General features: G+C 63.1%; 20 protein-coding genes. 10 read left to right on the plus strand and 10 right to left on the minus strand.

What is annotated here, in order from left to right:
* Nucleotides 1–782: 782 nt before the first annotated feature.
* Nucleotides 783–2,162 carry a tRNA(Ile)(2)-agmatinylcytidine synthase gene (locus AArc1_RS07110; RefSeq protein ID WP_117363719.1) on the minus strand — a complete coding sequence of 460 codons (1,380 nt, stop codon included), beginning with the start codon at nucleotides 2,160–2,162 and terminating at the stop codon, nucleotides 783–785.
* Nucleotides 2,163–2,411: 249 nt separating this feature from the next.
* On the opposite strand from AArc1_RS07110, the gene AArc1_RS07115 reads away from it, so the two are divergent.
* Nucleotides 2,412–3,383 carry a transcriptional regulator gene (locus AArc1_RS07115; RefSeq protein ID WP_117363720.1) on the plus strand — a complete coding sequence of 324 codons (972 nt, stop codon included), beginning with the start codon at nucleotides 2,412–2,414 and terminating at the stop codon, nucleotides 3,381–3,383.
* A 130-nt stretch (nucleotides 3,384–3,513) separates the two neighbouring features.
* On the opposite strand, the gene AArc1_RS07120 is transcribed toward AArc1_RS07115, so the two are convergent.
* Complete coding sequence (locus AArc1_RS07120; RefSeq protein WP_117363721.1) at nucleotides 3,514–3,759, minus strand: glutathione S-transferase N-terminal domain-containing protein; 246 nt, start codon at nucleotides 3,757–3,759, stop codon at nucleotides 3,514–3,516.
* A gap of 86 nt (nucleotides 3,760–3,845) precedes the next feature.
* Nucleotides 3,846–5,294, minus strand: coding sequence for an NCS2 family permease (locus tag AArc1_RS07125; RefSeq protein WP_117363722.1), 1,449 nt, complete (start codon nucleotides 5,292–5,294; stop codon nucleotides 3,846–3,848).
* Between the two features lie 181 nt (nucleotides 5,295–5,475).
* Between AArc1_RS07125 and AArc1_RS07130 the strand changes: the two genes are divergently transcribed.
* Complete coding sequence (locus tag AArc1_RS07130; RefSeq protein WP_117363723.1) at nucleotides 5,476–6,138, plus strand: potassium channel family protein; 663 nt, start codon at nucleotides 5,476–5,478, stop codon at nucleotides 6,136–6,138.
* Between the two features lie 242 nt (nucleotides 6,139–6,380).
* Here the strand turns inward: AArc1_RS07130 and AArc1_RS07135 are convergent, their stop codons facing one another.
* Entirely contained in the window at nucleotides 6,381–7,454 is a 1,074-nt protein-coding gene (locus AArc1_RS07135) for a DNA methyltransferase (protein WP_117363724.1), read from the minus strand.
* Nucleotides 7,455–7,573: 119 nt separating this feature from the next.
* On the opposite strand from AArc1_RS07135, the gene AArc1_RS07140 reads away from it, so the two are divergent.
* Nucleotides 7,574–8,581: a glutathione S-transferase family protein gene (locus AArc1_RS07140; RefSeq protein WP_117363725.1), complete on the plus strand. Its 1,008-nt coding sequence runs from the start codon at nucleotides 7,574–7,576 to the stop codon at nucleotides 8,579–8,581.
* Between the two features lie 114 nt (nucleotides 8,582–8,695).
* Here the strand turns inward: AArc1_RS07140 and AArc1_RS07145 are convergent, their stop codons facing one another.
* Entirely contained in the window at nucleotides 8,696–8,977 is a 282-nt protein-coding gene (locus AArc1_RS07145) for a DUF7535 family protein (RefSeq protein ID WP_117363726.1), read from the minus strand.
* A 207-nt stretch (nucleotides 8,978–9,184) separates the two neighbouring features.
* On the minus strand, nucleotides 9,185–9,991 hold the full coding sequence (locus tag AArc1_RS07150; RefSeq protein ID WP_117363727.1) for an NAD-dependent epimerase/dehydratase family protein: 807 nt from the start codon (nucleotides 9,989–9,991) through the stop codon (nucleotides 9,185–9,187).
* A 47-nt stretch (nucleotides 9,992–10,038) separates the two neighbouring features.
* Between AArc1_RS07150 and AArc1_RS07155 the strand changes: the two genes are divergently transcribed.
* The gene (locus AArc1_RS07155) at nucleotides 10,039–10,221 is read left to right on the plus strand and encodes an SRPBCC family protein (protein WP_394341220.1); all 183 of its coding nucleotides are present in this window, start codon (nucleotides 10,039–10,041) and stop codon (nucleotides 10,219–10,221) included.
* 108 nt (nucleotides 10,222–10,329) lie between these two features.
* Nucleotides 10,330–11,034 carry a hypothetical protein gene (locus tag AArc1_RS07160; protein WP_117363728.1) on the plus strand — a complete coding sequence of 235 codons (705 nt, stop codon included), beginning with the start codon at nucleotides 10,330–10,332 and terminating at the stop codon, nucleotides 11,032–11,034.
* A gap of 160 nt (nucleotides 11,035–11,194) precedes the next feature.
* Here the strand turns inward: AArc1_RS07160 and AArc1_RS07165 are convergent, their stop codons facing one another.
* Nucleotides 11,195–11,848 (minus strand): HAD family hydrolase, encoded by a 654-nt coding sequence (locus tag AArc1_RS07165; protein ID WP_117363729.1) that lies wholly within the window; start codon nucleotides 11,846–11,848, stop codon nucleotides 11,195–11,197.
* Between the two features lie 169 nt (nucleotides 11,849–12,017).
* On the opposite strand from AArc1_RS07165, the gene AArc1_RS07170 reads away from it, so the two are divergent.
* Together AArc1_RS07170 and AArc1_RS07175 are read left to right on the plus strand one after the other, a co-directional pair.
* Entirely contained in the window at nucleotides 12,018–12,524 is a 507-nt protein-coding gene (locus AArc1_RS07170) for a DUF6735 family protein (RefSeq protein WP_117363730.1), read from the plus strand.
* A gap of 161 nt (nucleotides 12,525–12,685) precedes the next feature.
* Nucleotides 12,686–12,871: a hypothetical protein gene (locus AArc1_RS07175; protein ID WP_117363731.1), complete on the plus strand. Its 186-nt coding sequence runs from the start codon at nucleotides 12,686–12,688 to the stop codon at nucleotides 12,869–12,871.
* 232 nt (nucleotides 12,872–13,103) lie between these two features.
* On the opposite strand, the gene AArc1_RS07180 is transcribed toward AArc1_RS07175, so the two are convergent.
* Genes AArc1_RS07180 through AArc1_RS07190 form a run of 3 tightly spaced genes read right to left on the minus strand, consistent with a single transcriptional unit; the run spans nucleotide 13,104 to nucleotide 19,224 of the window.
* Nucleotides 13,104–14,888, minus strand: coding sequence for a MutS-related protein (locus tag AArc1_RS07180; protein WP_117363732.1), 1,785 nt, complete (start codon nucleotides 14,886–14,888; stop codon nucleotides 13,104–13,106).
* A 58-nt stretch (nucleotides 14,889–14,946) separates the two neighbouring features.
* Nucleotides 14,947–17,544 carry an efflux RND transporter permease subunit gene (locus AArc1_RS07185; protein ID WP_117363733.1) on the minus strand — a complete coding sequence of 866 codons (2,598 nt, stop codon included), beginning with the start codon at nucleotides 17,542–17,544 and terminating at the stop codon, nucleotides 14,947–14,949.
* A 9-nt stretch (nucleotides 17,545–17,553) separates the two neighbouring features.
* Complete coding sequence (locus tag AArc1_RS07190) at nucleotides 17,554–19,224, minus strand: COG1361 S-layer family protein (RefSeq protein WP_228442405.1); 1,671 nt, start codon at nucleotides 19,222–19,224, stop codon at nucleotides 17,554–17,556.
* Nucleotides 19,225–19,506: 282 nt separating this feature from the next.
* Here AArc1_RS07190 and AArc1_RS07195 point away from each other — a divergent pair, with 282 nt between their 5' ends.
* The 3 genes from AArc1_RS07195 (at nucleotide 19,507) to AArc1_RS07205 (ending at nucleotide 24,441) form a co-directional block, all read left to right on the plus strand.
* Nucleotides 19,507–20,115, plus strand: a complete 609-nt coding sequence (locus AArc1_RS07195; RefSeq protein ID WP_117363734.1) for a TetR/AcrR family transcriptional regulator — start codon at nucleotides 19,507–19,509, stop codon at nucleotides 20,113–20,115.
* Between the two features lie 510 nt (nucleotides 20,116–20,625).
* Complete coding sequence (locus AArc1_RS07200) at nucleotides 20,626–23,331, plus strand: BGTF surface domain-containing protein (RefSeq protein ID WP_117363735.1); 2,706 nt, start codon at nucleotides 20,626–20,628, stop codon at nucleotides 23,329–23,331.
* A gap of 222 nt (nucleotides 23,332–23,553) precedes the next feature.
* Nucleotides 23,554–24,441 carry a carboxypeptidase regulatory-like domain-containing protein gene (locus AArc1_RS07205; protein ID WP_117363736.1) on the plus strand — a complete coding sequence of 296 codons (888 nt, stop codon included), beginning with the start codon at nucleotides 23,554–23,556 and terminating at the stop codon, nucleotides 24,439–24,441.
* The last annotated feature ends 62 nt before the right edge of the window (nucleotides 24,442–24,503 follow it).

A 24,503-nucleotide genomic window follows, 5' to 3' on the forward strand; every position in this document is an offset into this window, starting at 1 on the left:
TTCGAGTGTCCGCCCACGTTGGAAACAGAGTGTGCCCCACGCGGGAATCAAATAACGAGCACCGGGCGACCCGACCGAAGAAGTAACTCCGAGTCCGTTACCGTTGATTCGCCCCCGCCGGGCACAAACAACCACGAGGGTCGAACCCAACCGAGGATAGGAGTACCGGGGGCTTGGCACTCCCAGGAGACTGCCCACAGACCGGCCACTCACCGATTCTGACGGTACGTTGGCTTGGTGATCTGCGAACCTGAAATTCCCAACTCAACGGTTCGGTGCCGTGGGATTCCTCCCGCGTTCACGCGGAGGAGGATGTCAATCGACCCGAGCTGTCCGCTGGCCGAACACAGCAGTTGAGCATATATGACATAGCAGTACTCTCGCGGGTTCAATTGGATAACCAGTAAAGGGAACTCGCCTGCGGAGCCTGGAACCGTCCTCAGAACTCAGAGCGTTCTGTGGGCCGCACGAGAACTCCGTTCTCGTGAACGCTGTAGGAGCTGTTCCTTCACGTTCCGACACAGAAACAGGAAGCTCCGTCCTTAACAAGCGAGGGTCGGGTAGGCCCGAGCGCGGCAGGGCGGAGTAGTTCACAAGGACTCCGTTCGAGTACGCACTCTTCGGCGTCACACTCGTCATCATCTTCGGCTCCCTCGTATCGGTAGCTCTGGCACACCTCGAGGCGTTGGACAGCCGCTGAGACGAGTTACTGCCGTCGGCCAACAGACCAGTACACTCGTCGGCCGAAAGGGAGGGCCGTCGACCAGTGACATAGGAACCATCTATCGCTCCGGGTGAACCGGCGCGTCGAACCCACCTCGAACGAGCGGCTTCGCGACGTGCCGGCGCGCACACGGTGGGACCTCATACCAGCCGCCCTCGAGGTCCCGCTCGATGGGCACCGACTCCTTCGATGGGGCGTTCGTTCCGCAGTCCCGACACCGGTACCCCTGGTCGCGACCGGCGCTCTTCATCGTTCGCTCACAGTCGGGGCAGGTAGGCGTCACCCGTTCGGTCCGGACGAGGTCACGGACGGCGAACTTCTCGAGTTTGAGCGTGCCCGCCGAGACCTCGCCGCAGGCGGTGAGCCGATCGCCGACGCGTAGCGCCCGGACCCGGTCCCGGAACCGTTTGGTCGGTTCGAAGGCGGCACACTCGAGGTGTGGCCGCTTCGCACCGTCGTCGATTGGTGGGTCGTCGTCGGCCGCCGCGGCCGCCAACTCGAAAAAGACGTGGCCGCCGCGTCGCGTTTCGGGCTCGCTGGCGACGCGACCCTCGAGACGGTAGGCCCGACCCTCGCGAGCGGTCTCGATGGTTCCCTCCCGCAGGTGGGCGTCGGTCCCCTGATTGGTGACGAACAACTGGCTCGAGGCGACGGGTTCGCTCTCGATTCGCTCGGCGACCGCACGGGCGACGGTCGGGTCGTCCCCGCGGATGCCGTGGAGGATCGGGCCGGGCGTGTGTGGCACGCAGACGGGCTCGCCCTCGCCGCGGTCGACCGTATCCCAGACGTCGGGGTAGCCCCACTCCGCCGCGGCGAAGACGCTCTCGCGGTCGACCTGCCGTGGGGTCCCCCAGCGGTCGGGCTCACGATACGATATGAGCTCGTAGGTCCACTCCTCGAGTGCGCGCCAGGCCCCGATAGCAGCGAGGGCACCGATCCGACCGCGGCCGTTACCGGCGTGCCAGCTCCGGTAGCCGTGGCGCTCACAGCAGGCCGTCGCGTCTTCGATCTCGAGGTGGTCCCTGACAGCTCGTTCGGCGAATCCGGCGACGTCGTCGGGAATCGCCGCCCGGTGGACGTCGTGGTCGGCGACGACCAGCCCCGGATTCGTCCGCTCGTCGGCGGTCTCTGCGAGCGAGGCGAGCGTCTCGCGGGCGACGGCGAACGCCAGGTCGGGATCACAGTCGACGTGGATCGCCAGGGCGGCGTTCCCGCGGGTTTTGTACTCGACGGCGGGGTTGAGCCTGACCAGGAGCAGTCGAGCGATGGGGGCAGAGGGGGCGTCGCTCGAGTCGTTCGCTGCCGGGCTGCTCGAGGCGGCCGACTGCCCGTCCAAGCGACACGTTCGGCGCAGTCGCTCGGCGATCCGCATGGCGACGTAGGTCGTACACATCCCGCGCTCACGGGAGTCCGTATCGTCGATCCCGACGATCGTCATCGGCGGGACGTTGGCGGCCGAGCGGGTAACGACTTTCGGCCTGCGTGGATCGGACCCGACGCGGGCTGCATTCGGCGGGATGGGCCACAGTCTAGACCGACGATCCGTCGGCGCTCGAGTCGACACCTCGTCGAGGTCGGAGACAGCATCCCCTATATAATTGTTGAGCCAGTTTGAGGGCGAACCGCAACACGGCACCGGGGTCCCCGGGGGAAAACGTCTTATAGGAGGAATAGCCTAGTTCGTTCTATGTCCCGCTCCGCACTGGTCGGCAACGTGACCGCGATGTTAGAGGACGCGGGATTCGTTGTGAGCGATCGGTGTGCGATCCGACCGAAGAGCTTCGACGTCGCCGCACGCCGCGGCCAGGACCTGTTGCTCGTGAAGATCCTCGGTAACATCGACGCGTTCAACGAAGCCACCGGCCACGAGATGCGCCGCCTTGGGACGTATCTTGGGGCAACCCCGCTCGTGATCGGGCTTCGAAGCCGCGACGAGGACCTCAAACCCGATGTCGTCTACTTTAGACACGGCGTCCCGGTTTTCAGTCCCGATACGGCGTACAACCTCTTCATCGAGAGCGTCCCGCCGCTGATCTATGCGGCACCGGGCGGCCTGTACGTCAACATTGACGGCGACCTGCTCGCTGACGAGCGTGAGGGCCGAGACTGGAGTCTCGGCCGCCTTGCGAGCGAACTCGGCGTCTCCCGACGGACCGTCTCGAAGTACGAAGACGGGATGAACGCTTCCGTCGAGGTCGCGATGGCGCTCGAGGAGTTGTTCGACGCGCCGCTGACCAGCCCCGTCGACGTCCTCGAGGGCGCAGATGACGTTCACGAATCCGAGTCGACACCTGACGATCCCGCGGCTGATCCCGACGACGAACAGGTCGTCGCCGTCCTCACGCGTGCGGGCTACCGGGTTCACCCGACGGTTCGATCGCCGTTCAAGGCCGTCAGCCGTGACGCGGAAGACGACGACAAGGAAGTCGTCCTCACCGGCCACTCCGAGTTCACGAAAGCCGCCGAGAAGCGCGCCCGGATCATGAGTTCTATCAGCCGAGTGACCAGAACGCATTCGGTGTACGTCGTCGACCGCGCCACGCAAGACGCCGTCGACGGGACCGCACTCGTCGAACGCGACGAACTCTCGGACCTCCGAAACGCCGACGACCTCAAAGCCGTTATTCGCGAACGATCGGAACGAGAAGAAGCGGCCTGATCGGGGGCCGTTCGCGACTGCTTTTTGTTCGCGTTCGATCGACTCCCTCTCAGACAGCCTGTAGTCTCGAGTGATCGCCACGCCCACTGGAGAGATCGTTTCCGTGGGTATCGACTGATGACGGCCCGTCTCAGGCGTACGTTTCCTCGAGATATTCGACGATGTCGGCGCTTTCGGCCATTCCGTCGACCCCGGTCGCCTCGTCGGTGATAACGGGGACGCCGGTCTGGCCGCTGACTGCCTCGACCTGAGTCCGGTCGGCGTGTGAGCGTGGAACTTCGATCACGTCGTACTCGAGTCCGAGTTCGTCGAGTTTCGAGCGGACCCGCGCACAGAACGGACAGCCAGGGAGGTCGTACAGCGTGATGTCTGCCATGGCTCTTCGTTGCGGGCTGATGCCTAAGAGAACACCGGTTAGCGAAGGTGAAGATCGAAACCGTCGAATCGACGGTTAGACGCCGGTTAGAACGCGATCTCGCCGGCTTCGACGGCGAAGTAGACCACGAAGTAGAGGAGGAACACGACCGCGAGCGTCCACTGGCCGAGCGAGACGTCACGGCGTTCGCCCATCGCGGCTTTCACGAGCGGATAGCTCATGATTCCGGCGGCGAGTCCGTTCGCGATCGAGGCCGTCAACGGCATGACAGTGATCGTGAGTCCGCCGGCGATCGCCCACGCGGGGTCTTGCCAGTCGATGTCGGCGACGCCCTGGAGCATGATAATCCCGACGACGACCAATGCGAGGTAGCTCGCGTAGGCCGGGATTGCGGTGATGATTGGCACGAACGCGAGCGCGACCAGGAAACAGAGCCCGACGACGAGGGCGGTGAAACCGGTTCGGCCGCCCTCTTCGACACCGGTCGAGGACTCGATGAACGTCGTGACGGTCGACGTCCCGATCATGGCCCCGAACGTCGTCCCGACGGCGTCGGCCATCAGCGGTTTTTCGACCTCCGGGAGGTCACCGCTCTCATCCAGGAAGCCAGCGATCTGGGAGACGCCGATGAGCGTCCCCGCGGTGTCGAAGAAGTCCACGAAGAAGAATGTGAAGACGACCAGCGCGAAGACAAGCGGCTCTTCGGCGATCATCCCGAGGCCGTCGACGAAGCCCCAGAACAGCGGCGTAAAGTCGTACTGAGCACCACCCATTCCCTGCTCTGGCGTGATCGTTCCCGGTTCGACCAGTCCCGCAAGCGTGACGGTCCACGCCGCGATTGCAGTCCCCAGGATGCCGATCACGATCGACCCGCGGACGCCACGGGCGTACAGCAGGAGGGTGAACACCAGCCCAGCAAGTGAGAAGGCGGCGACGGGGCTCTCGAGGACGTTCCCGAGGGTGACGAGCGTCGCGTCGTAGGCGACGACGAGTTGCATCTCTTGTAGGCCGAGAAAGAGCAAGAAGACACCGATACCGGCACCAACGGCGAACTTGACGGGTTCGGGGAACAGTTCGATGATGTATTTGCGTGCACCAACGACAGTGAGTGCGATGAAGAGTAGCCCTTCGACGAAGACGGCAGCGAGTGCGAGTTGCCACGGGACGCCGAGGATCAGCACCACTGTAAAGGTGAAAAAGGCGTTGAGTCCCATCCCCGGTGCCAGTCCGAACGGTCGCTTGGCGTAAAACGCCATCACGACGATCGCGACGATCGACGCGAGGATCGTGACGACGGCGAGCATCTGCTGAACCTCGACGAGCGTGAACGTCTCGCCTCCGAGCGTGGTCGTCGAGTCGGCAGAGAGCTCTCCGGGCGGCTGTTCGAAGATTGCTGGTGCGAGGATCTCCGGGTTGACTACGATAATGTACGCCATCGCGAGGAACGTCGTCACGCCCGCGATGGCCTCGGTTCTAAAGTTCGTTCCGTGCTCGTCGAACTCGAAGAAGTCCGCGAGTGTATCGGCTGCCCCCATGTTGGACGTTCGAGCATAGATACAGGGATGAGTTAAAGTTTCTTGTCTCAGACGCCGGTCGAATATCCATACTCGTGCATACCTCTTGGAACACAGCAAGGATCAGTCCGGGTCCGACGCGAGGACACCGGTGACTCGAGCCGGAGCCAACTATTTGTCCCTCAATGTCGTGTCCCTACTCATGAAGTTTGTTATCGTAGGGTATGGTCGCGTCGGCTCGCGAACCGCCCGAATCCTGACCGAAGAGGGGCATGGGGTGACCGTTGTCGACGACGATCCGGATCGGATCGACCGGGCAGCGCAGAACGGACGCTCCGTCGTCCACGGTGACGGGTCCGACGAGTCGGTCCTGATCGACGCCGGTATCGAGGTGGCCGACGCCGTCGGCGCCTTCACACCCGACCTCAACGCGAACTTCGCGGCCTGTATGGTCGGCAACCATCACGGCTGTCGGACCGTCCTTCGGATCGACGAGGACTATCGCGAGGAGATCTACGAGAAGTACGCCGCAGAGGTCGACGAGATCGTCTACCCCGAGCGCCTGGGTGCCGCGGGTGCGAAAACCGCCATCCTCGGCGGTGACTTTAACGTCGTCGCAGACCTCGCAGCGAACCTCCAGTTGACCGTCCTCGAGATCAGTGAGGGCTCGCCGGCCGTCGGCAAGCGAATGAGCGAACTCGAGTTGCCCGACTGTGCTCGAATCTACGCTCACGGTCGCGCTCGTGAACCGTTGACGATCCCGCTTCCGGGGACCGAACTCGAGGCCGGCGACGAGGTCGCGATCATCACCGAAACTGACCGTGCCGACGAGGTTCGATCGGCGCTGTTGCCGGCGAACGCGTAAGCGCCGCTCGAGGGAAGCGACCAGTGTAATCGACGAGGGAAAGAAACCGGATCCGAAACCGATCGGCCGTGCGTGGCCGTTCGACGTCTCGATCACCGCACAGCGGGAGACGGGAGCGGCGGCAATCGGCGCGCCGACGGGGTGGATGGGGGGTTGATTGCCGATCGTGCGCGCCGCTGGAAACGTTTGTGTGGACGAACATAAAACCGCGTCAGACAGCCGAATGACGGCAGTCAGACGGCCTACGCCTCGGTCTCGAGGCGGAACACGAGCACGTTCTGGTGGACCATCGAAGGGACGAACGAGAACGGGTAGCCGTAGACGTGGAGGTCTTTCGTGGGGTCGTACCAGATCAGGTTCGCGGCCAGCGTCAGGGGTGCGGTCGACTCGATCGCCCGTGCGAGGTCACCCGAGAGAAACTCGTAGGACTGCTCACGGTACATATCGCCGATGAAGACAACGACGTGGCCCTCGGGGGTGACCGCGTCCGCGAACCGATCGAACTTCTCGGCCATGTCTGAAAGCCACTCGTCTTTCGTCCCCGTCGTCGGTTCGTCGGCGGACTCGAGGGCGGCCCCGTCGGCCGACTCGGCTCCGTCCGCCACGTCCTCTCTATCCGCATCGAACGCGCCGAGTTTGCTCTCTCGAGTCGCGCGTTCGTTACGCGTCTGCTCGAGTTCGTCCATGTTCCAGTAAGGGACGTCGGTCAACAGAAGTTCGACCGAGTGGTCGGGGACGTCCTCGATCAGGTCGGCGCAGTCGCCGTGGCGCAGTTCCTGGGCGGTTAGCGGGGGTTCGCCGCGGTCTGCTCGGGCCGCGTTCTCACGCTCGAGGACGGTCTCATAGATCTCGATCCACCGATCGTTCCGCTCGAAACCGATGGCCTCGCGCAGGCCGGTTCCTTCGTGTTCACAGAAACTCGCACCGAGGAGCGTACCGCCAACGCCTGCGAACGGATCGAGGACGGTATCGCCGGCTTTGCTGAACCGACCGATGAGTTCGGCACAGAGCCGCGGTGGTTTCTGACCGCCGTGTTCGCTGCGCAGCTCGTGTTGAACGTCCGGCGGATAGCTCTCGGCGATGACTGACTTGGTGGCGTACTTCCACTCTTTGCCGGTGAGGTCGTTGACCCGATTGCGCTCGTCGTAGATGCCCCGTCCCTCGACGTAGCGCTGATGATCGGCGAGGTCGCTGGTGTCGATCACCTCCCCGTCTTCGACCGGAAGGGACTCTTCGCGTGCGCGATCGACGTCGAACCCGCCGTCCTCGTCGGTGAACAATCGACCCTGACGGTGGCCGTCCCCATCGTCTGCCATACTATCTGGTGGGTGCTCACGCCGGTCGCTTAAACCTACAGCTCCCGGCGCGATCCGATCCACCCCCGGTAACCCCGGTGTTAGCGAGCCGCTTTGACGCTCGAGGGACTATTCCGTCCATGAACATGCTCGTAGATGGGGAGTGGCGAACGGACGCGTTCGAGACGACCGACGAGTCGGGTTCGTTCGAACGCCAGGAGACGACGTTTCGCGACTGGATTCGCGACGAGCCGGATGCGACCTATCAGCCGGAGGCGGGACGATACCACCTCTACGTCTCTTATGCGTGTCCGTGGGCTCACCGGACGCTCGTGGTTCGAGCGCTGAAGGGACTCGAGGATGTCATCCCGGTATCGGTCGTCGATCCCTACCGCGGGGAGGACGGCTGGCAGTTTACGCCGGCGAAAGACGGCTGTACACACGACCGAGTGCACGACGCCGACTTCCTGCGAGAGCTGTATGTGAAGGCCGACCCGGACGCGACCTGTCGCGTGACGGTCCCGGTCCTCTGGGACACGCACGAAGACACCATCGTCAACAACGAGTCTCGAGAGATCATGCGGATGCTCGACACCGAGTTCGACGCGTACGCGACCCGGACCGTCGACCTCTACCCGAAGGGCTACCGCGAGGACGTCGACCGGATCATCGAAGAAATCTACGAACCGATCAACAACGGCGTCTACCGGGCCGGCTTCGCGACGAAACAGGAGCCCTACGACGAGGCTATCGACGAGCTGTTTTCGGCGCTTGGACACTGGGACGACGTCCTCAGCGAGCAGCGATACCTCGCGGGCGACCGGCTTACGGAAGCTGACGTCGCGATGTTTACGACCCTGGTCCGGTTTGATCAGGTCTACCACACGCACTTCATGTGTAACGTTCAGTATGTCCGGGAGTACGACTCTCTCTGGCCGTACCTTCGGGATCTGTATCAGACGCCGGGAGTCGCAAAAACGGTCGATCAGCGCCACATAAAAGAACATTACTACACGACGCACCCGGAGGTCAACCCGCATCGAATCGTCGCCCGAGGGCCCGACCTCGGGTTCGATGCCCCACACGACCGAGACGATCTGCCTGGTGGCCCGCCGTCGGCACTCGCCGGCGCTGAGGCTGACGACTGACTGTCAGGAGAAGATCCTCGACTCGAATATAGTTCGTGCGAACGCCGATCCGCCAGTTTCAGCCTGACCGCGACCTCGGGTGGTCTGGTCGGAAACTCAATACAGGAGCCCGTCTCAGGCTTCGGCCTCCGCTTCGGCCTCTTCCTCTGCATCGTCTTCGGGCTCCGGTTCTGTCGGTGCCTGAGGCCGCGGCCGATCGGGATCGTTCCGCCACGCCTCATATCGCGGCTCGATCGACTCCTCCGTCACGAACACTCGCCAGAGAATCCACGCGAGCACGAGGATCGGGAGAAGGGGCAACACGACGATCACCATGAGCGCCGCCATCGCGTACCCGAACGCAGACATCTGCAAGTTCGGGCCATAACCCGTCGATTCGGCCACCTTGGTGGACATACGTCAGCGTTGGTGGGTTCCGCTATTCGGTCTTTCGATACGAACCGTCTCGTGGGCACACGGAAGTCGGACAGGAGGACTCGATTCGAACCCGTCGACGCTCGATCGCCCAGCTCACTCTCACCTCAGCTCACGAGCGTCGCGCGACCGCCAGGTGGGCGGAGACGAGGGCCTCGGTGGATCGAGTCCGGGATCGGTTCGACCGGATCATCCCGTCTGGAGACCGCCGCGACCCTCGTCTCCGTCGTCGAGGACGGCCTGGGCGTCGTCTTCGGGTCGGTAACCCAGCTCGAGCATCGTCTCCGAGAGCGAGAGGAACCGTTCGGTGTTCGCGGAGATGCCGTGGGCGACCGTCGGGGTGGTTCGGAGAGCTGTCATCGTGACGGCATCGATCAGCCGCCTGCAGTCGTCGGGGCTGAGCCACATCGCACGCGCGTACCGCTCGCCGGCGGCGTCGCGCTCGGCACACTCCTCACGGAGTTGGTCACGGCTGAGCAGCCAGCCGATCCGCACGTTGACCACGTCGAGGCCGTGGCGTTTCGCGTAGTAGTCCCCCATCGCCTCGCCGACGACCTTCGTCACGCCGTAGTAAGTATCCGGGTCCGGTCGGTCCTCCGGCCGGATCACGGTCGGCTGACCCGTCGTCGACTCCGGGCGGCTTGCCGAGACGACGTTTTCCATGTTGACCGCGTGGTTCGAACTCGCGAAGACGACCCGCTCGAGATCGTTTCCAACGGCCGCTTCGTAGGCGTTGTAGACACCGTCGACGTTCGGTCCCGAAAGCGCATCCCACTCAGCGCGTGGATCGGGATTCGCCGCGAGGTGGACCAGTACGTCCTGGCCCGACAGCGCATCGACGAATTCGTCACGGTTCGCAATCTCGAGCGTCGTGGTGTCGAGGTCGTCCGTCTCGCTGTGTGAAAAGAGGGTCAGCTCCACGTCCCGGTCCGAGAACGCTTCGATGGCTTCCCGTCCGACGGAGCCAGAGGCACCAGTTATCGCCACGTTCGTCATACGGAATCGACGCGAGGGGGTCGGAAATAGGTCGGGCCAGCGTCTTCTTGCTCAGCCTCGAGCCCCTCGAAGACGGGCGGCGAACGCGGCTTCTCCACCGGGAGACGTTTCGCGGCGCTCTCGTCCCGGTGCTGTTCGACCACACTCGCGTCGAACGCAGTTTCGAAGCGATGAACGACGCGATCAAAGACCGTGCCGAACGTCGGGCCACCGTCTCGAGTCGGCCGTGATCGAAAGTCGGCTGGTGACCGGCAAACCGGACATATGACGGGTGTTAACCGCAGCCCTAACTTGGTAGGTACCACAGGGATTGATATTCAGAAGCACAATTGGGACATATGGAACGCCGAACATTTTTGATGGCGACTGGGGGGACGGTCACCATCGCTGGCTGTATGACGGGGGAGAACACGGAAGACGAGAACGCAGATGTCGAGGACAACGAGGACGTAGACGACCGAGAGGCGTCGATCGAGATCGTCGATTCGACGGTGATCGACGACTCGTCCGACGGTAGTGCGGCGGATCCCTGGGTGCAGGTCGACGTCGAGAACGGGACCGACGTTCCCCACGGCGGGATCAGGATCGTGTCGGAGGTCCTCGACGACGAGGACACGGTCCTGGCGTCCGAAACACACACCACGAGCTATCTGCCACCGGAGACGACGCTGCGATACTTTCACGAGGGAAGCTTCGAGATGGACGAGTTCGACTCACTCGAACACGACATCGAGGTCGAACACGCTCAGGTTCGGAGTACGGAACTCGAGGACGTCACCGTAACGGACACCAGCCTCTCCGTCGGCGGCGACCTCATCAACGTGGTGGGTGACCTCGAGTTAGCTGACCCCGATCACGACAGGGTCGTCGTCGTCGCGCCGATCTGGGACGAGGCCGGACGGCTCCGCGGAACGGGAACCTACATCGAAAACAGCCCAACCGAATCGTTCGAGTTTAGCGCCGATTCGTCCGGTTTCCGGGCCCCCGGTGGCGCCGAACCGATCGACTCCTACGACGTGTACGTCTTCGACGATCTTCCCTGAGCCGGATCACGGAACCGATCACCCAGGACGGCCGCAGAATCAACCGTGATCAGCAGGGAACGACCGCCCGTAGCTTCAGCTCGGCCGCTCGAGGAGTGATGGTGGGTCCCCCTCTCCCGACGGTCGGTCACCGGTCTGGCGAGCGAGACGGATTCACCGCTCAGAGAAGCTCCGGCACGGCCTCGAGCGATTCGATCTCGTAGGTCGGATCGTTCGAGAGCGCGTAGTCGAGTCGGTGATCACGTCGCACGAACGCGGCGTCGATTCCGAGGGCGTTCGCCGCCTCGACGTCGACCTGGCTGTCGCCGACGTACAGCGGCTTCGAGGCGTCGAGTTCGGCGATCGCTTGCTCGAGGTAGTACGGCCGTGGCTTCTTCCGTTCGATACCTCGGAGCGTCGGCTCTCGGCCGTACCAGACGTCGAACCCGCCGACGTCGGTGTACTCGAGGATGTTCTCGATCGTCTCGTGCTGGTTGTTGCTGACGATCCCGGTCGGTGTCTCGATGGCCGCGAGCGCACTGGCGTCCGGGTAGGGACGTTTCTGTCCGCTCTTGAGTTGCTCGAGCTGGGCGTCGATTGCGGCTCGCTCGCGCTCACGCCAGAGCCGTTCCGGCTCGAGGCCGTGGTCGGTTGCGATCTGTCGGAGCGACGAGACGGTCGGACGGACGAGCGTCTGGACGTGGTCGTCCGTCGGTTCGGAGATGCCGACGGCTCGGAAGGCCTCACGCATCGCGTCGACCAAGACGGTACGGTCCGTCGGCGTGGTCAACACGCCGTCGTTGTCGAACAGAACTGCGTCGTATGCCGTTCCCATCGGCTCGAGTCGGGCTACGGTCCGAAGGATATTCGGCGTTTTGCCGACCGAGGGTCGCCGCCGTCCGGAGGTTCAAGTACGGACGGGCGACCAGTGCCAGCGATGTCCGTCCGTACCGACGTTCCTCATCGCCCGCCGATCGACGACACACGACAGCGTGGAGGGGCCGATGGGCCATAGAGCCCTCGTCGCCTATCAGCGCCCGGATCGACTGTACGACCTCCGATACAGCCACTGGGGCGGTGAGGACCTCTCGCTGATCGACGCGATCGGCCCGGCGTCGCCGCTGGCGAACGGAGCCGTCGACGCTGGCCTGTTCGCGGATTCAGTCGCTCGAGATCGTATCCTCTCGGATTTCCTCGATCCCTGTATCTACGAGGCGCTCTATCTCGTCTCGCCCGACTCCGGGTACGCGGTCGACGCCTTTCGCGTCTGTTGGCTCGAGTGGGGCGACGGACGCGATGAGGGCCGCGGCGCGATCCTCGAGAGTCGCCCCGAAGACGATCGGGCTATCAAAACGTGGTTTCGCGCGACGAAGACGACGATCGGAGACGTCGTCGAAATGGGTTCCCTCACGCGTCGGGCGGCACGGTCCTACCTCGAATCACGGCTGTGTGAGAAACGGGGTGCCGTCGTCTACTCGTATCGGGGGGTGGACAGTCCGGATGCAGACTAACACGGCTGTCGTCCGCACGGGACGGGCGTGGACGGACTGGCTGGTTGGGGCATCGACCCGGCGCGTTGTCGGGATCCTCGACGCGGCGAGCCCGACTCACTGGTGACGCCGTCGAAATCGAGATCGAGCGATGATCAGTATAGGTTCCGTGCCAGCGGAAAATGACAGGCAGCCACGAATACTCGGCGAACGACCACGGGCGTCGTCCAACGCGTGGCATCGACCGACCCCCACACGATGAGGCGGCCGACTCGTGGCCGCTCGAGTCGGGCTTAGGTGATCTGATGAATCACGGCTTCGTCGGCCGATTCCCGACCCAGGGAAATGCGGCCAACCCGCTGCTCTGACAGCGCGCCGTCGACCCCGACCCCGACGAGGCGCGCGAAGCGCTCGAGCGAACGGCCGAAGTCGGCGGCATCACCGCACTGTGTGCCGTCAGACTCGAGGACGACTCCGCGGAGAACGTCGAGGAGACGATGGATGACCTCGCCGACCACGTGGCAAACGGCGACCTCGAGCTCGTCACGCCGGCTGAGTTAGACGAGTACGTCTACGAAGAGGAAGACGAGTGACGGACGGTCACTCGCTCGAGGGTGGCTCGTTCCAGCGGGCATCGGCGAGCGTTCGCTGGACGACATCGTGGCCGACCGACTCGGCGAGCGTCTCGAAGCCAGCCCGTTCGCGTCGGTCGCTCGCGTTGGCGACGAGGCGCGAGACGATGAACTCCGGCGTCGACCGGCCGACCGTGTCGAACCGTGGCTGATAGTCGACGAGCAACTCGAGGTCCGGGCTGAGGCCCTCGGCGAAGATTCCGTCGACACGCGCTTCCGGCGGCAGTGGCTCCAGGTCGTCCGCCAGATGGGTGACGAACACCCCGAGTGCGTCGCGGTCGACCGACAGCGTCACGAGTCCATGCAGCAGGTCGGCAGCGCTGCCAGGTTCGGTGATCGCCTCGAACTCGTCGACCAGCATCAGCGTCCGGCCACCAGCCGAAAGCGGTGGCACGATCGAACGGAGGGTCGACTCGAGGACGCCAGCGTTGAAACTGGCGTGGCGGCGATGAAAGACCAGCGAGTCGACGGGCGTCACCTCGGCGCGCTCGGCCGGGACGGGCAGTCCCATCATCGCCAACAGGACGATCTGACAGCAGGTCTCGAGGAGCGTCGTCTTCCCGCCGCTGTTAGCCCCCGTGAGCACGGCGATGCGTTCGTGTCCCGGAGGTGTCTCGACGTCTGTCGGGACGTCGGTCACCGCGTGGTCACCGAGGGCGTACGTGACGGGCTGGACCGGCCCGTCGTGCTGGGCAGCGAGCGTGAGGTTTCGCGCTTCGACGATCGACACCGCGGCGTCGTCCCCACCGACAAACGTCGGTCGCGTACAGTCATAGGCGAGTGCAAAGCGAGCCAGCGAGAGGTGTAACGCGATGTCGTCGACCGCTTCGACCGCCCGGTCGACGGCCGTCCGGCGCTCCTCGAGCGTCGCCTCGAGGTCGCTCGCGACGGCCGTTTCACGCTCGTCGATGGCCTCGGTGAGGTCCTGTCTGAGCGTTCGTACGGTTCCGGCGACGAAGTCCGTCGCGTCGGTCGCATCGGTCGGCATCGCCTCCCGAACTCCCTCGATCGTGACAGCCGTCTCGCTGACGAGGCGGTCCTCGAAGGCATCACGGAAGCCAGCCACGTCGCGGACGCCGTCGGCGCGCAACTCCTCGATCACCTCGAGCGCGTTCGCGTCGAGGTCCTCGACGGTTCCCAGGCCGGTTCGAAGCCGGTCGAGTTCGTCGTCCGCACCCTCCCTGACGCGGCCGTCGTCGAGTGCTGCGAGGGCGTCGGCTGCCTCGACGAGCCCGTCGCGCTCTAGCTCAGCAATGGTTGCGAACGGCCCCGAGTCCACACCAGCCTCGAGGAGGGCGAGTGCGGCCTCGACGGCGGCGTGTTCGCTCTCGTCACGCTCGTCGTAGCGCTCGTATGCCTCGAGGACGGTTTCGCGGTCGGCTTCGGGAAGGTCGGCCCAGGCGTTCCGGGCCGCGAGGACATCGTCGAGGCGGTCCTCCATCGCGTCGCGGTCGGAAAGCGGCGTGAGCACTCGGATTCGGTCGGCCGCCCGATCCGTCACGGCGCGTTCGACCGCCAGATCGAGCAGGTCCTTGTACGCGGCGCGCGCGTCGCTCGTTGCCAGTACCTCCATCCCGTCGCCGCCGGTCGCTCGACGCAGGATTCGCGTGGCTCGCCCCCGGGCGAGACCGGCCTCCGAGAGCGCTCGCACGTCGCCGCCCTCGATCGCCCGGATCGCTCGCTCTCGACCTAACTGCTCGACGAGCAGCGCCCGCGTCTTCGGCCCGACGCCCCAGTACTCCTCGAGTCGCATACCCGTGGGTTCGAGTCAACGGTCTTGAAGGTGTGCCATTTCGGCGTCGCCTCCGGCGTTATCGCGAGAAGCGGCCATCGATCGGGAGCCAGCTTCGGGGGTCGAACCCGGCGGTGCCAAAGCGTTCTTCGAGTCGCTGCCAGACGACGATCGTCGAGGGGACGACCAGTAGCGAGGTGAGCCAGGCGTAGAAAACGCCGAGGGCGAGCAGCAGGCCGAACTCCATGATTAGCGGGATGAGCGCGAGATAGAGGACGCCCAGCCCGGTGACGGTGGTGAGCATGCTCCCGGTCAGGGCGCCGCCGGTCCCGCGAACGGTGACGAGCAGGGCCTCGTGGACGTCCTTGCCGCCCTCGAACTCGTCGACGAACCGGTGCATGAAGTGGACCGTGTAGTCGACGCCGAGGCCGATCGACACCGACAGGATCGGCGCGTTGATCGGCGTCAGCGGAACGTCGAAGTACCGCATCGAGCCCGCGAGCAACGCGACGGTCACCAGCACCGGCACGACGTTGATCACGCCGTATATCGCCCGTCCTTCGAGCCACCAGTAAGAAAGCACGAGGAAGACGGTCGTGAGGACGAACGCGACGATCAGGCTGTTGATCGACGACTCGAGGGTGTCGTCGATGACGGACTCGAAGATGACGAGTTGGCCGGTGGCGGTCGCGTCGAGGTCCATCCGATCCGCGTACTCCCGGGCGGCGAGGACGGCCTCGTCCTGTTCGGCGTCGACGTCGACGGTGACGTCGATCCGGGTCGCACTGCGGTCGGTGGTGAGTTTGTCCGCAGCCTGGTCGCTCGCCGCCGAGTCGAACAGTTCGTCGTAGACGTGATCGACCTCCCGGTCCGGGACGCCGTCGCCGCTCGAGTCGTAGCGTTCGACGGTCCGTCCGAACTCGGGATCCGATTCGGCCCCGTCGTCGATGACGTCCAGAATCGTGTCCGCGTCGGCTCGCCGGTCCTCGCTCTCGAACGCGTCGTCCGGGTCCTTGAGCGACCGATCGATCTCCGTCAGGGCTCGATCCGACCGCAGGTCTCTGTCCTCGACGTAGATCGTTACTGAGCTATCGAATCCTTCCTCGAAGTCCTCCTCGAGGTAGTCGAGGAACGTGATGAAGGTATAGTCGCCCGGGGCGAACGGACCGGGGAGATGCTGGTACTGGTCGATTCGGTCCTGATCGGGGAAGAAGGCTTCTTGATCGAATTCGGTGTCGACACCGGTACCGTACGCTGCCGCGCCCAGGCTGCCGACGAGGATCGTCACGAGGAACAGAGCAGGGGCAACCTGTGCGATTTTCACGCCGACGGGGAGGATTCGCCCCAGCACCGACTCCTCGCTGCCGAGCGGAGTGGTTCCGAAACTGGGGAATCGCGTCCCCTCGCGGAGTTGGTCGAGACCGACCTTGCCGGCAGGGAGGAAGACGCCGAAAATGAGAAACGTAAAGATCATTCCGAACGCGGCGACGATGCCGAAGTGACGGAGTCCTTCCATCGAACTGACGAGGTTCGCCGCGAAACTGAACACCGTCGTCAACGTGACGATCAGAAACGCCGTAGTGAGTTGTCTCGTCGTGATCCCCATCGCGTCGCCGATGGCGGCCCCCGCAGCGCGTTCCTCGCGATAGCGGTTGATGATGTGGATACCGAAGTCGATCCCAACTGCGAGCAACAGCGGGAAGACGGTGATCAACGCGTCGGAAAAGGGGATGTTCGCGAATCCCATGAAGCCGAACGTCCAGATCAGCGTCATCACGAGTGCAGCCAGTCCTAACCCGAGGTCGAGCGGGTCGCGGTAGGCCACCAGCAGGAAAAAGAGGATCAACAGCAGTGCGGCCGGAAAGACGACGATCGCCGTATCGCCGAGCAACTGGACCGTCTCTTCGCTCAGGATCGCATCGCCGAAGACGACGACGTTGTCGCTCGTATCGAAGCCGTCGATCTCGTTTGCGATCGCTGCGGTTTCGTACTGAAGCGGCGCGTGTGTCTCATCGCCAGCCGACACGGGCGTATCGTAGGTGATCGCAATCTGTGCAACGCTAGCCGAGGCGGCCTCCCGGTTGAAGTCGGTACTCACCGGCAGGCCCGCCGACTCGTCGGCGTCGGCGATCGCCGCCTCGAGTTGTCGCTGAGAGGCGCGTTCGACCTCGCGGTGTTGGCGTTCGGCCGTCGTCGCGTTCTCGTCGAGTTCTTGGCCCACGAGCGACGCCGGACTCGTCGTCGATTCGACTCGAAGGCTCTCGGTCGTCTCGACGCGGTCCTGGAACTCGAGCATCCGCAGCAGACTCGATCGTGAGAGGACGTTTCGGTCGTCCTCGACGACGAGCTGGGCGCTCGTCCCACCGCTGGCTCGGTCGCCACGTTCGAAGTTCTCCTGGATGTCGTCGAACGCTTCCTGCTCGGGCGAGTCGTCGGTGAACTGATCCGCACCCGCCTCCTGGTCGCCGCCACCCGCGAGGGCACCGCCGAGAAAGAGCGCCGTCACCAGAAAGAACACGACAACGATCGTCCACGGCCGCGTCCTGATCAGGGGATTGATCCGGCGAGTGAACGGATCGTCGCCATCGGTTGGCGTTGCCGCCTGCTCGTGATCGAGCTCACCGCTCGAGTCGGAGCCTGCGGAATCGTCGGCCGCGAACCGATCAGGATCAGTCATGCGTCGTCGTCACCGCAGCCGCCACCAGAGGGTCGCACCGAGACCCAGTGCCGTGAGAACTGCCCCTACTCGAACGAGGATCCCGACGATGCTGAGGCCACCGTCGTCGCCGCCGGACTCGACCTCGATCGGGTGCGTGTAGGTGTCCGAGAGGACCTCGTCACCTCGCTCGTTTTCGTACTCGAAGTCGAGTTCGACCGGATGGGTCTCGGTCGTCGCATCCTGGTCGGCCCAGACGTCGAAGGTGATCTCGGCCGACTCGTTCGGCTCGAGTTCGGAGACGAACGCTTCGTCGTTGTCCGTATCGAGCGGGCTGTCGGCATAGAGGCGGGCGTCGATGTTCGAGAGCGTCTCCGAGCGCTCGTTGGTAATCTCGAGGGTAAACTCGGTCAGGTCGCCCTGGGCGACGCGGATCTCATCGGCGGTGATCGAGAACTCGTCGGCTCGGTCGTCGATCACGACCCGTTCGGAGATGGGGCCGTCTTCGAGCGTCGACCGGTCACCAGCGCCGTACTCGACGGTAAACCGGAGCTGTCGCGGCCCGGCGTCAGCTTGGCCGCTGACGTCGGTGGGGAACCGGAACTCCGTCGTTTCGCCGGGGCTCAACTCCGGAAGCGCATAGCGGGTATCCTCGACGAACAGCGAGTCAGTCGTGGGTTCGACGATCAGGACGCCATCGTCGACCGTCCGCGGCCCGTCGTTTTCGATCTCGCCGGTGACGACGCCGTCGTAGCCGACCGCGAGGGTGTCCTGGAGGTTCGAGATGGAGAACGTCTGTTCCGGCGCGGGCGCGAGACTCGCCACCTCTTCCTGTGCGGGTTCATCCGGACTGCCGACCTGAACGCCTGCCTCGTCATCGTACCTAAAGGCGATCTCGAGGGGCTTTTCGCCCTGACTCGTCGTCTCCGCGATATCGACGTCCACCGTGACCGCCGTCGAGTCGCCGGGCTCGAGGTCACCGAGGACCTCCTCGGCCGTCTCGCCGTCGACGGTGACACCGCCGCCGCCAGTGATCGTCGCGCGGGTCTGACTCGCGGCTTCGGAGCCGACGTTCTCGATCTCGAGGGTCGCCGGGCCGTCGCCGCCGGGTTCGACATCTGTGACGACGTCGCTAATCTCGAACCGGGGCTCGTCGGGCACCTCGAGGGTCAGATCGATCGTCTCGCTGCCAGTCCGTTCCGTCGTCACGCGACTGTTATCCGACACCTGGTAGGTATAGGAGTAACTGACCTCGACCGTGATGTCGTGTTCACCGGGCTCGAGGTCCTCCGGTGCTTTGATCCGTTGGTCGACCGAGGCCGTCTGTTGTTCGTCGAGCGTGCCGAGTGACGTGGTGCCGGAGGTGACGTCGAACGGCCCTTCGTCTACGACTTCGACGGTCACGCCGCGTGCAGGCGTGACACGGTCGCGCTGTGTTCCGAGTCGGATATTGCCCTCGTTTTGCACCTGAATTTCGACGTTCTGTTCTGAGCCAGCGGTAATCTCGGCTTGTGGAACAGTCGCGTCGACGGCAGGCTCACCACGGGTCAGTTCGCCGGAACTCCCCGAGCCACTTGACTGTAGCTCTTCACCGACGTCTACATCATCGTCGTCAGCGAGAGCGACCGGTGCACCCATAACAACGGTGACTGCGACGGCGACGACCACTCCTAGCAGTAGCAGTCGGCGGTCAACGCCCACAGTCGCCACCTCTGCCCGTGTTCCGACGATACCGCTCGAGTCCGGTAACACGCGATTGCCCTAAAGAACAGCGTCGGGCAAACATATCACGAGAGAACTCGTTCATTGTCGGTTACTGTGTCGAACGCGCTATAGCTTTTGTGATTGAACGTTCAATCACATCGCTTATACGGAGGTGCCTCGTGACGACCAGTATGCCATGGGTGTACAACGGTGGGTTCTTCGTCGGAAACAGACCGGCGGATGGAACGAACCCGAATAGAGCCAGCGAGGGACTCTCCGATGGGTGACGACTTTTTCGTCGACCCCGAGGACACCCGCGAGCAGATTCTCGCGGCGACCTACCGAACGCTGTGTGAGCGTGGCTATGCCAATCTGACGATCAGTGCCATCGGCGAGGAGTTCGAGAAAAGTCCCTCGCTCGTCTACCGCCACTACGACAGTAAAGACGACCTCGTCCTCGCGTGTCTGCGCTACATGCTCGAAGACTTCGAAACCCAGCTCACCGAGGCTGACTTCGAAGATCCTCGTGGCCGACTCGAGGAGTTCGTCGGCTGGGGGCTCGGCGACGTCCCGTCCGAACAGCGTCGATTCGTTTCGACGCTGGTCGAACTTCGCTCACAGGCGGTCCACGACGAAGCCTACCGCGCACACTTCACCCGAAGCGACGAAGTGTTCGTCGGCTACGCTGCCGACGTGATCCGTGCAGGAATCGACCGCGGGACGTTCCGCGAGTGTGACCCCGAACGCGTGGCCGAAACGCTGGTAACGACGATGTCCGGTGCCATGCTTCGCCGGTCGACCTGTGAATCAACGGTGTGTCTCGAGGGCGTTCGGAATGGGCTCGAGGGGCTACTCGAGTCCCAGGTATACAAACCCAACACCGCATAGTCGTCGGGGCAGACTGCCGGACAGCACGAGTATGAGAATTCGCTGTACCCGTCCGGCGAATGCGCTTCAGTGACTTCTGGAAGGTAGTATCCGTTGTTGTGCAGGCCAGATCGACCAGCGGCGCTACTGCTCGGTATCGAGCGAGCACGGCGAGACAGGCCCTGTTAGCCAACAGTCTAATATATGAAGACACTATAGTTTCCCAACTAGTATGGTTTGAATATATATGGGTAGGGGTTGTTGGGGCACTCGAGTAAAATTAGGTTATCGGCTTTAGGATCGGTATAGGTTTTCTAGCCTCCGACTAGTACTAGAGCAAGCGTGGGTTACAAACCATATTCAGATTGGTAGGAATAACAGAAAGCTTATACCGAGTTCAGGCCAACGGAGGGATACCCCTACCCGGAAGACCGACGCTGGTCCCCACGACGAGTTCGTCGGTCTGTAAGCTGGGATTACCCCAGCGTACAGTGCGCCAACCAATCGAAACACGAACCTAACACACAACACATGACAAGCGAACCAACGATCCGCGAAAAGGGACGCGCCGTGTTCCTGGCCGCGATTATGGTCCTCTCTGTCGTCGCGATGTCCGCAGCGTTTGCGGGCTCGGCGGCAGCAGACACCCAACCATACGACGATGATGACCTGCAGTACGTCAATGTGGATAACGAGAGCGTGAGCGTTGTCTTCCAGGGACAGGACGTTTACGTTGTCGGTGACCTCATTGACGAAGATAACGACTACCAACTTCGATCCGTCGACTCCTTCGATAGTGGTCAAGTCGACAGTAGTAGCTTCGAAGAGGAGCTCGATGTCGAAGATCACACGATCGATGGAGAGTCAGTGAGCGCCGTTGAGATCGAAACAGGCGATCTCGACGCCGGTGACTTCTTCATCCGTGGCGGCGACCTCGAGTCTTCGCCCGCTGAAGAAGACACGTTCGAGGTGACCATCCAGGACCTCGACGTCGCCTTCGACGACGACGAAGTGACCGACGACGGTCCTGACGCCACGACCGACCTCGACATCGACTCCGACCGTGGCACCTACTCGCTCAACGTGAGTGCCCAGGGCGACCTCGATGAAGAAGAACTCCTGAGCATCCTTATCAACAACGAGACGCTCGAAGAGATCCACCTCGACGATGACGTCCGAGACAACGTCACGTTCGGCGCTGACGACAACCCCATTGTCGACGATGACATCGTCGGAGCCATCGCTGATGCCGACGAAGACGGCGTCTTCGGTGTCGATAGCAATGATGATCTTGATGATGTTCTCGACGCGCTCGAGGCCGAGAACCAGTTCCTCGCTTTCGCATTCGCAGAGGACGAGGACGATGCTGATGAACAGGTCGTACTCGTCGGTATCAACGACCGCGAAGAGGAAGTCGACTTTACCGACATCGACGACGGTGACTACACGTTCGACTTCGAAGTGACTGACACCGAAGCGGCGGTCAGCCAGGACATCACCGTCACTGACTCCGACGCCTCGGTTAACTTCGACCAGAGCGTCTACACGCAGACTGCCGGTGACCTCGTCGAGTTCACGGTCGAACTCGAGGACACCGACAGCGCGTACGTCCAGTTCGGTGACGAAGACGCCGGTTTCGTCGACATCTTCTACGTCGAAGATGACGGCGGCACGGACGACGAAGTCACCTTCTGGCTGAACACCCGAACCATCGGCACCGAAAACGCATCCAACGACGAAGTCGTCTACTCCGAGGACGACATCGTCGAGAGCTTCATCCACAGCGACTACGAGTTCGACGATGCCGACGACCAGCCACGCTTCTTCGACGACAGCGACCTTGAGGAAAACGATGAGTTCGAGGATGGCTTCATCGGCTACCTCGACGAACTCGATCTGATCGACTCGAGCGACGACGAGACGCCGTTCGACCAGCTCGTCCGCCCGCTCCAGCCCGCTGACTACGACCTCGTGGTCGACGAGAACGGCTACTTCATCGCCGAGGACGGCGAGTCCGACGTCGACGACGAGATCGGCTACGCCACCCTCGACCTGATCGAGCCCGGTCTGGGCGAGGTCACCACGTGGGTCGGCCCAAGCGAGGACGCTGACGAATACGACGAGATCGCCGAACTCGCCGAGCAACTGACCGAGCGCGAGAACGTCGCGATCGACGACCAGCTTGTCATCGAAGCCGAGATGTCCGGTATCTACGGCATGATGACCTACCTCGAGGGGAGCTTCGACCCCATCGTTGACGACGACGGATTCGACTCCGCGACGCTCTACGAACTGACCGAACTCGAGGGTGAAGGTGTCACGCTCGAGGTCGAGGCAGACGATGCCGTTGGCAACCAGGACGCCAACGAACTCGACCTCGAAGGCGCTGACGACGACGAAGTCTACGTCCTCGTCGACAACGACGAAGGCATGCTCTACGTCATCGTCGACACCGACGACGAGCCGTTCGACCGCTCGCTCGACGATGGCGACGACTTCACTGTCGACATCGAGTACGAGACGGACAGCGACGACCGCTTCAACTTCGCCGACATCGACGACGACGAGAACCGTGACGTCTTCGGTGGCGCTGACGGTGACACTGGCGACGCAGCCTTCCCGTACTTCCAGGCTGACTCGACCCAGAGCATTTCCACGACGTTCACCTTCGAGGACCCCGAGGTCCACTTCGACAACCTCGACGCGGACGACAACGTCCAGCTCGAGACCGCCGAAGACGCTGTCGTGACCGGTGAGACGAACGTCGCCCCCGGCTCGGACGCTGACCTCCGCATCACCAACGCTGGCGATACGGACAGCTTCCTGTCCACTGAAGACGCCGAAATCCACTCTGACGGGGCCTTCGAGTCCGAACACTTCGACTTCGGTGACCGCTCCGAAGACGATGAAGCAGCGATCGACTTCCGCGTCGGTGGCAGCTCCATCGGTGACGCCGACGGCATCTTCGTCGAATCGGTCGACGACGAAGCGCCCGAAGAGGACGACGAGGCTGACGACGACGAGGCAGACGATGACGCAGCTGACGACGACGAAGCAGACGACGACGAAGCAGACGATGACGCCGCTGACGACGACGCCACCGACGACGACGTTGTCGACGAAGATGACGACGACGAACCCGAGACCGAGGACGACGGCGTCCCCGGCTTCGGCATCGCCGTTGCGCTCTTCGCGCTGATCGCCGCCGGTATGCTGGCACTCCGCCGCCAGAACTAAGCTGCCGGATAGATCCGGCTTTCGACAACACGGATTTTCTTTTGGTCGATTCATCCCGGTAGGAAGCGATAGTGCTCGAGCGTTTCCCACACACAACTCGTGATCGATAGCTACCGGCGATCGTCACAAAACTCCCAAATAGTTGTAAACTATTTAGAACCATAAATAATCCATCAGCACTATGCGGAAATCTATTTATACACACCACTAGATGATTCCTACATGAATAATTGGCGAGGATGTGCCGCGCTCGTAGCTGTACTCTTGGTCACAGGGCTGCTCGGGCTTGCACCGGCAACGGCAGCTGCAGAGGAATTCGACGAAACTGTCGTCGAAGACGTCAACGACGAACGGATCGAGGCCGTTAACGCTGATATCGAGACGATCAACGAGCGAATCGAAAACGCCGACGATCTCGAGTTGGTGGATGAGGTCGACGCGACCGATTGGGACGAAGCGGAGGTCGAAGCCGACCGGCTCAGAGAGACACCGGCAGCGCTCGAGGCAGCGATGTTCGACGCGGTTGTCGACGAGATCAACGCCCGGGCACAGGAGACGCCCCTCGGTAAGATTGCAAACGACGTCTCGAGCCCGGACGAGGCTCGTGCGGAAGCTGATCGGCTCCGTGACGACTACGGAACCCTCGGCGGTGAGGACATCGAAGAGGCGGCGCAGTCACTCGAAACGGCTGCTGACCTGAGCCAGTCGTTCGAGGAGAAGCTCTTGACTGGTGCTGGCGAACTCACACCACCAGAGACGGGAACGCTCGAGGGAACGGTCACTGACGACGATGGCGACCCCCTTGCTGGAATCGACGTCGACATCGTGGGCTCGTCCGCGGCGACTACCACCGGCGACGACGGCCAGTTCGAACTCGAGACACCAGCTGGTGAACAGTCGATCCACGTCGAAGCTGACGGCTACGAGCCAAGTGACGAGACTGTTGATATCGCGACTGACGAGGCAGCGTCGGTCGAGATGACACTCTCTGAAGCCGACGATGACAGCGTAGAGACGACAGATGGGGACAGTATCTCTGGGTTCGGTCTGGCCGTCACTGTCGGTACGATACTCGCGGTTGTCGGACTCGGACTTCGCCGTCGGCACTGATGGAAAAGAGGGGTGGCTCCTCGAGCGCGATCTAGTTGGGATGCCGGATGGAAAAACGCCGG

The sequence above is a fragment of the Natrarchaeobaculum sulfurireducens genome (assembly GCF_003430825.1).
GTDB lineage: Archaea > Halobacteriota > Halobacteria > Halobacteriales > Natrialbaceae > Natrarchaeobaculum > Natrarchaeobaculum sulfurireducens.

Bases quoted from the DNA above. Each gene is read 5' to 3' on its own strand.
- AArc1_RS07130 (WP_117363723.1), top strand. From the start codon at position 5,476: ATGAAGTTTGTTATCGTAGGGTATGGTCGCGTCGGCTCGCGAACCGCC.
- AArc1_RS07195 (WP_117363734.1), top strand. From the start codon at position 19,507: ATGGGTGACGACTTTTTCGTCGACCCCGAGGACACCCGCGAGCAGATT.
- AArc1_RS07115 (WP_117363720.1), top strand. From the start codon at position 2,412: ATGTCCCGCTCCGCACTGGTCGGCAACGTGACCGCGATGTTAGAGGAC.
- AArc1_RS07110 (WP_117363719.1), bottom strand. From the start codon at position 2,162: ATGACGATCGTCGGGATCGACGATACGGACTCCCGTGAGCGCGGGATG.
- AArc1_RS07170 (WP_117363730.1), top strand. From the start codon at position 12,018: ATGGGCCATAGAGCCCTCGTCGCCTATCAGCGCCCGGATCGACTGTAC.
- AArc1_RS07165 (WP_117363729.1), bottom strand. From the start codon at position 11,848: ATGGGAACGGCATACGACGCAGTTCTGTTCGACAACGACGGCGTGTTG.
- AArc1_RS07150 (WP_117363727.1), bottom strand. From the start codon at position 9,991: ATGACGAACGTGGCGATAACTGGTGCCTCTGGCTCCGTCGGACGGGAA.
- AArc1_RS07205 (WP_117363736.1), top strand. From the start codon at position 23,554: ATGAATAATTGGCGAGGATGTGCCGCGCTCGTAGCTGTACTCTTGGTC.
- AArc1_RS07180 (WP_117363732.1), bottom strand. From the start codon at position 14,888: ATGCGACTCGAGGAGTACTGGGGCGTCGGGCCGAAGACGCGGGCGCTG.
- AArc1_RS07185 (WP_117363733.1), bottom strand. From the start codon at position 17,544: ATGACTGATCCTGATCGGTTCGCGGCCGACGATTCCGCAGGCTCCGAC.
- AArc1_RS07120 (WP_117363721.1), bottom strand. From the start codon at position 3,759: ATGGCAGACATCACGCTGTACGACCTCCCTGGCTGTCCGTTCTGTGCG.
- AArc1_RS07175 (WP_117363731.1), top strand. From the start codon at position 12,686: ATGACAGGCAGCCACGAATACTCGGCGAACGACCACGGGCGTCGTCCA.
- AArc1_RS07200 (WP_117363735.1), top strand. From the start codon at position 20,626: ATGACAAGCGAACCAACGATCCGCGAAAAGGGACGCGCCGTGTTCCTG.
- AArc1_RS07140 (WP_117363725.1), top strand. From the start codon at position 7,574: ATGAACATGCTCGTAGATGGGGAGTGGCGAACGGACGCGTTCGAGACG.
- AArc1_RS07135 (WP_117363724.1), bottom strand. From the start codon at position 7,454: ATGGCAGACGATGGGGACGGCCACCGTCAGGGTCGATTGTTCACCGAC.
- AArc1_RS07125 (WP_117363722.1), bottom strand. From the start codon at position 5,294: ATGGGGGCAGCCGATACACTCGCGGACTTCTTCGAGTTCGACGAGCAC.
- AArc1_RS07145 (WP_117363726.1), bottom strand. From the start codon at position 8,977: ATGTCCACCAAGGTGGCCGAATCGACGGGTTATGGCCCGAACTTGCAG.
- AArc1_RS07160 (WP_117363728.1), top strand. From the start codon at position 10,330: ATGGAACGCCGAACATTTTTGATGGCGACTGGGGGGACGGTCACCATC.